Origin of the sequence: Legionella erythra (assembly GCF_001467615.1) — a bacterium.
Lineage (GTDB): Bacteria > Pseudomonadota > Gammaproteobacteria > Legionellales > Legionellaceae > Legionella_C > Legionella_C erythra.
Window position 1 is genome coordinate 725,233 of record NZ_LNYA01000034.1, and the last position, 7,077, is coordinate 732,309.

Genomic DNA, 7,077 nt, shown 5'->3' on the forward strand with positions numbered 1-7,077 from the left:
CCAGGCGTCCATTACTGTTTTCTTTCATTATGGTATTGAAAAACGTACTATTGATTATGGCTCTTTTCCCGGGATGGATATAAAAATTAATATCTATTCAAAGAAAGTTAAAAAATTTTGGTTTGCAGGCCTCGCCCTGGCAGTCGTACTGATAGTAGGAACAGTCGGTTATTGGGTAATCGGCCAGGGAAATGATTCGCTGGTGGATTGTTTTTACATGACGTTTATTACCATCGCGACCATCGGTTACAGTGAAATTGTTGATTTAAATAATAACGCAGCAGGGCGCCTGTTCACGGTGTTTATAGCACTTTCCGGGATAGGGGTGGCGACCTACATTATTACTAACCTTACCGTATTTATGGTGGATGTCGAAATTTCTGAAGTGCTGATGAGAAGAAAAATGGATAAACAAATTAAAAAACTAAAAAATCATTACATCGTGTGCGGAGTTGAAGGGGTAGGTTTCCACATCATTAACGAGTTAGCGGAAACCAAGCGCAGAAGCGTCATCATTGATGTAAATAGAGGGCACATTGATAAACTGGTGGATGTTTTTCATGACCAGTTATTCATGGTCGGCGATGCCAGTGACAGTGATGTGTTAATGGCCTGCGGCATTAACGAGGCCTTGGGGCTGTTTGCCATTACCGGGGATGATAATGAAAATCTCGTTATCAGCCTGACGGCTAAACAACTTAACCCTCATCTTAGTGTGGTCGCTAACTGCCATGATCTTAAGAATATTGAGAAAATGAAAATGGCAGGTGCTGATGCGGTGGTCTCCCCCAGTTATATCGGCGGGATGCGCATGGCCTCGGAAATGATCCGTTCCACAGTCGTATCAGTTTTGGATACGATGTTAAGAGATAGAGAAAAAAATTTACGGGTTGAAGAATTTACCGCCCAGGATGATTGGCTAGGTAAATCACTGGACAGTTTAAATTTTAAACAATACCCGAGCTTATTGTTGCTAGCTGTTAAAACAGAGGGGGAATGGATTTATAACCCGTCGCCTGCTTATACCTTGCAGGCTGGCGATACCTTGATTTTTATGATAACCCCCGAGGAGCGGGGTAAATTGGAGATGGTTTTGAGAAATCATGCATCCTGAATGATTAATTAAGGATCATGTTTAAACAATTATGAGCCGATCCGTAATCCAATGTTCAGGTTATTTGATTTGAGTGGATATCCAGAATGAAGATTCCCATGTAATAAAGCAGGGCCTTGAAAATAGAATTAGGAAGAGAGGGCTCCAGTTCTTTCCATGCTTCAGCAACGATGGCTTTGGCTTTATTGTTGCAGGCATCAATAATGCCCATTTCATTAATCAATGGGACTAATTTGGCTAATTCCTGTCTGTTTTTATGCTTCATTATATCCACCAACCAGCGTCGCTGCTCTTTATTCAATTGAGGGATAGCAAGGACAATAGGGAGAGTTATTTTAGCTGACATGACATCATTCTCAAATGAACGTTCATCACCCGTATAAGCAAGCGTATCATCAATATATTGGAATGCGAGCCCTATTTTAAAGGCGTAGTCACCCAGTTTACGAATCTGTTCTGGTGTACCTCCTCCAAGAATTCCTCCCATCACAGCAAGACTATTACCACTACTTCCTGTTTTAAGCGCATGCAGAGCATTCAGCGATTCTAGCAACCGACCGTTATCGTTTTGCTCAATTGCGGTAAATAACAAATCCTCCATCCCTGCTACATCAGCACATTGTCCTAAAACAGTGCTGGTTGATATATTAAAGTAAGTAGTATATATGTTGAGTAGCTGTGTGGCGTTCAGCTTTGTCTGGTCCATAAATGCGTTAAACAGGAAAAAACCGAGAAGCCCTCCGTTAATGGATTTGTCTAGACCGTATAATTCGTGAACAGTTGCTTTTCCTCGTCGCGTTTTTGAATCATCTTGAATGTCATCAAGAATCAACGTACCTGATTGAATTAGCTCAATTATTCCAGCCCATGAACGAAAATTTTCCGAATTTCCCCCTAGTGCATTGATACAAACCAAGCATAGTAATGATCGCCAGCCTTTACCTTTACGCAAGACCATATCCCGTAGTGCTTCCAAACCACCTGCGTAAAATTTTTTATAAGGGATATCATTGATATACTTTGCCAATATTGAATCCCTGGTAATAATATCGCCAAAATTATTTCTGTTTTGTAATAATTGGTTTTCGGCTACTTCTTGTACCGTGAAATGAGAGGCGGTTTCTATGAGTTTTTTATGATCAGAGAAAAAATTTTGTTCGAGATTGTGTATTTCTACAAATCCAAGGCCATTAATTATTTTTTTACCCTCATAATAGCTTACAGCAACAGACCCCTCATAAAAAGCAGGATTGGCTACCAGGCTAATGATCTCTTGCTCTGGAAACGAGGTTTCTATCAAAAGTTCTGCTTTCCGATCGTTTAATACGATTTTCCATTTTATGGGGTACTTAATTAAGGTTTTACTGCTTTGCCAATATTCCAGGTTTTCTATAGTAAAGTCAGTATAGGTTTTGACATGACCTTCTTTATCAATGTACTTAATGATACTTTCTATCGGGTTTAGCAAATTTTTATCATAAATATGATAGATTGACAGTTGTTCTTTATTGTCTAGCTGCACTGCAAACCATATCCAACCTTGATCAGACGAGTTGGCTTTGGTGTCGTTATTAATACTGTATTCATGGTCATACCACGAGGTTCCCACTATTTTTTTTGAGTTATATAACCCTGTAACATCGCCATAAGGAAGAAAATAGTAAAACATTTGTTGCAATTCAGGTTTTTTAGATAGGGTAATCCCATCCTGGCCATGTAATAGGGGTTTGCAAAGCATATGAAATTTAAAATCAATACTCATCAATGGGTCATTGATTAACAACAGATAGTCATTGCCCTCCTTCCTGAAACTGGAATTACCAAAATTGACACAAAAAGTGTTGCTATTTACCTGGACATTAATTTCTGAAAGCTGATCAGGGAGGATTTTTTGTTTACTTTTCATCATTTCGACGAGATAAGTTAGAAAAGGATTGTTATCTTTATTCCCTTCCTCTATGGAGGTGGAAATCTCATTAGAAATTAATTCATCTAGAATGGATGAAGCCAGATGAGTTTTATTTTGATGATCGATTAATGCATAGACAACAAAATAACCCAATTTTGATTTATTTTTGACCTTGACTTTAAAAAAACTAAAAAAGAAACTATATAGATGATTTTTATTGTTTTTTTCTTGGAAATGGCAATTAAAATACCACCATTCCATATTCGATTGCTCATGAGGAAGATCTTCTTTGTGCAAATTGAAAGTTTCCTCAAGAGATGTCTTCCCATTCTGGGAGTCAGTGAATTTAAGGTTCATAATCATCCAAGTGAAAGCATTACCACATATATAATAGACACTTTTGATGTCAAATGCAGAATTATTGGCTGCACGGAGTTCATTAACAATTGATTTTATAGATAGGCTGTAACTCTTTATAATAAGCCACCCATGATCATACTGTCATTTCAATAACTGACATTATCAGGATGTACTATACTCAATATCATCTGTATGAATAAATTACGTCAATATGTTCATGACTATTAAATTTTGAGTTTAGGATAGATAATGGATCAGAGAATATATCAAGAAATTAATAAAGAAATTGGGCAAGAAAAAATTAAAAACCTTCACAAACCAATTTTTATTTTTGACTTGTTTGCTGTCATAGGCATACCAACTATTTTTTTATTAAATATTTACTATTTAGGAATTTATCCTATCAGTTTTATATGGCTTATGGTCTTAATTTTTCAAGCTTTTCTTATACAAATTTTTCAATTAGCTGCTCACGAACTTTTTACCCATCGTAAAGTATTGGGAAATAATTTATCTTACTATGTAAGCTTTATTTATTTTCTCCCTCTCTTCTTATCCCCTACGCTTTATCGCAAGTTCCACATGCTTCATCATCGCTACTCCAATACTGCTGATGATCCGGAAGAATTTAAGCAAGATCTAGATAAACGATGGAAGCGCTTTTTATTTCTCACCTTCATAGGGCAATTATTAGCACCCAGTAGAATATTTTATGCAGGTAAACCTGAGGAATTTAAGCAGCCGATTACATTTGATCCTAAAAGTGATATCGGCAAAAAAATTAAGTTTGAATATAAAATTGTTTTAGTCTTTATTCTATCCGTGATTACCTTACTTTGGTTCTTTCCTAATTATGTTATCTGGGGCTACTTGGTTCCATTTTTAGGTATAGTGCCTTTTTTATATTCCATTAGATTAATAATAGAGCATGCAGATACAGATACCCAAAATCCATTTAGTATAGCGACGAATTATAAAACAAATATCCTCACCCGTGCATTGTTTTTTTATGATTCAGGGGATTGTCATTTGGTTCATCATATTTTTCCCAATATACCGTTTTATAAAATACAAAAAATGAACCTTGCTATAGAACCTGTCTTGCAAAAACATGGTGTCAGACAACATCGCTCGTTGTTGAAACTACTCTATTGCTACTATGTACTTAATTTACCTCATAGAAGTGTTTACCCCGAATGACCTAACTGGCTTTTCATTTTGAGAACAAGTAGCATGTATTGAATAGTCCTAATAAGTCAATATTATGAATTCTAAAATCATTTTTATTACAGGATGTTCAAGTGGCATCGGTTTTCATGCTGTCTTTGCATTAAAACAAAGAGGACATCGCGTCATCGCATCCTGTCGTAAACAAGAAGATGTACAACGGTTAACTGAAATGGGCATTGAAACCATTCAACTGGATGTAAACTGTTGTACGTCTATCAAAAGCGGCTTTGAGCAGTTGTGTGCTCTAACCTCTTCGAAATTAGATGTATTAATTAACAACGCGGGATACGGTCAGGCTGGCGCTCTTGAAGACATCTCACGTGAAGTTCTTCGGGCACAATTCGAAACCAATGTATTTGGCTTGTTAGAACTTACTAATTATATTATTCCCATTATGCGTCAACAGGGAGGTGGGCGGATTATTAACATCAGCTCAGTCTTGGGTGTGGTAAGCCTGCCCTTTATTGGAGCTTATAACGCTTCAAAATATGCTGTGGAAGGATTAAGCGATACTCTAAGGCTTGAGTTGCATTCATCTAATATTAAAGTGATCACTATTGAGCCTGGTCCTATAGAAACTCAATTCGGAAATAACTCCATAGAGGGTGTCTTACAAGGGATCGACATGGAGAAAAGTTATTTTAAAGAAAAATATGCTACCATTTTATCTTCATACAAACAGACACAGGGTAAATCTTCCTTAACTCAAAAGCCTAAAGTGGTGGTAGATAAATTAATTCATGCAGTTGAAGCTAAAAAACCAAAGGCGAAATATCCTGTCACCCCTGTTGCCCATATTTTTATTTTACTAAAAAGAATTTTGACTGTAAAAACACTGGATAAATTTTTACTCTTATTATCCAGAAAAGATAAAATTGGTTAATTACTGGATTATTCCAAAATGATATCGCGAAATACATGTCTATTTTGTCCTATAATTAATCCAATTGATGCTTAAAGTTAACAAGCGGCATTCTATCAAGCCAACCTGAGAAAAATAGTCATGAGTGCCAACAAAGATGATATCTATTTAACTATGCGGGAATTAATTAACCTGATGATTATCCGTGGTTATCCTTCATCCCCTAAGGCCTATGTTATATAATCCTTCTATGCGCTTTCTTATTAGAAAGCGCTATAATCTTGAATTTCACCGATTATCCCTGTACAATTGCACTGAAACTATTCATATTGAACAATTCCATTCGATATCCCCATTTGCTCTCTACAGGACATTTCATGAGTTTTGCATCCCTTGGCTTAATCGAGCCTTTAACTAATGCCGTCAAGGTATTAGGCTATGACCAGCCTTCAGCCATTCAGGCGAAAGCCATCCCTGAAATTTTGAATGGTCACGATCTGTTGGCTTCTGCCCAAACCGGAACAGGTAAAACGGCGAGTTTTGTATTACCCATTCTGCAAAAGACCAGTATCAAATCGCGTGCTAAAAGTAACCGCACCAAGGTATTGATTTTAACCCCAACCCGTGAATTGGCTGCCCAGGTTCATGAGAGTATTGTGCAATACGGCGCAAATCTGTCGTTGCGCTCGGCGGTTGTGTTTGGCGGGGTAAAAATTAATCCGCAAATGATGCGTTTACGCGCCGGTGTGGAGCTTCTGGTGGCGACACCAGGTCGTTTACTCGACTTGCACCAGCAAAATGCCATTCAATTTGATGAGGTGGATACGCTGGTGTTAGATGAAGCCGACCGCATGCTCGATATGGGGTTTATTCACGATATAAAACGCATCATTAAATTATTACCTGAAAAACGCCAAAACTTACTTTTTTCAGCCACGTTTTCAGATGAAATTCGCAAACTCGTCAAAGGTATTCTTAACCGACCTGTAGAAGTTGAAGTTGCCCCGCGAAATGTCACGGCAGATGCTGTGAAACAAGTGATTCACCCCGTTGATAAAGCGCGAAAAAGCGAGCTTTTGGGGCATTTGATCCATATGAAAAAATGGGGACAAACCATTGTATTTACCCGCACCAAACATGGGGCTAATAAGTTAGTTAAGCAACTACAGGCTACCAATATCCACGCGGCAGCGATTCATGGTAATAAATCACAGGCTCAGCGCACCAAAGTCCTCGCGGAATTTAAAACCGGCGAATTACACGTTTTAGTCGCCACCGACATCGCGGCCCGCGGTCTTGATATCGACCAATTGCCGTGTGTTGTGAATTTTGATTTGCCGCAAGTAGCGGAAGATTATGTGCACCGTATCGGCAGGACAGGGCGTGCCGGTGCTTCGGGACTCGCGGTGTCTTTAGTGAGCGCCGATGAAATCCATCAACTCCAGGCTATCCAGAAATTGATCCAATGCAAATTGCAGCGTAAAGAGGTTGAAGGCTTTGAGCCAGAGCATAATTTGCCCAAAGAGGTCAGGTAATCCCCCCGAAAAATAACTGATGCCAAAAGTAGAATTTTCTCATAATCTATGCGGGAGGAGATTCTTC

General features: G+C 38.3%; 5 protein-coding genes. 4 read left to right on the plus strand and 1 reads right to left on the minus strand.

The window, feature by feature from the left end:
* The first annotated feature begins 73 nt into the window (after window positions 1-73).
* Window positions 74-1,114, plus strand: a complete 1,041-nt coding sequence (locus Lery_RS14595) for a potassium channel family protein (protein WP_202814043.1) — start codon at window positions 74-76, stop codon at window positions 1,112-1,114.
* A gap of 55 nt (window positions 1,115-1,169) precedes the next feature.
* Here the strand turns inward: Lery_RS14595 and Lery_RS14600 are convergent, their stop codons facing one another.
* On the minus strand, window positions 1,170-3,380 hold the full coding sequence (locus tag Lery_RS14600; protein ID WP_162262974.1) for a polyprenyl synthetase family protein: 2,211 nt from the start codon (window positions 3,378-3,380) through the stop codon (window positions 1,170-1,172).
* A gap of 252 nt (window positions 3,381-3,632) precedes the next feature.
* On the opposite strand from Lery_RS14600, the gene Lery_RS14605 reads away from it, so the two are divergent.
* The 3 genes from Lery_RS14605 (at window position 3,633) to Lery_RS14615 (ending at window position 7,010) form a co-directional block, all read left to right on the plus strand.
* Window positions 3,633-4,583: a fatty acid desaturase family protein gene (locus Lery_RS14605; protein ID WP_058527950.1), complete on the plus strand. Its 951-nt coding sequence runs from the start codon at window positions 3,633-3,635 to the stop codon at window positions 4,581-4,583.
* Window positions 4,584-4,647: 64 nt separating this feature from the next.
* On the plus strand, window positions 4,648-5,496 hold the full coding sequence (locus tag Lery_RS14610) for an SDR family NAD(P)-dependent oxidoreductase (RefSeq protein ID WP_058527951.1): 849 nt from the start codon (window positions 4,648-4,650) through the stop codon (window positions 5,494-5,496).
* Window positions 5,497-5,852: 356 nt separating this feature from the next.
* The gene (locus Lery_RS14615; RefSeq protein ID WP_058527952.1) at window positions 5,853-7,010 is read left to right on the plus strand and encodes a DEAD/DEAH box helicase; all 1,158 of its coding nucleotides are present in this window, start codon (window positions 5,853-5,855) and stop codon (window positions 7,008-7,010) included.
* Window positions 7,011-7,077 lie beyond the last annotated feature (67 nt).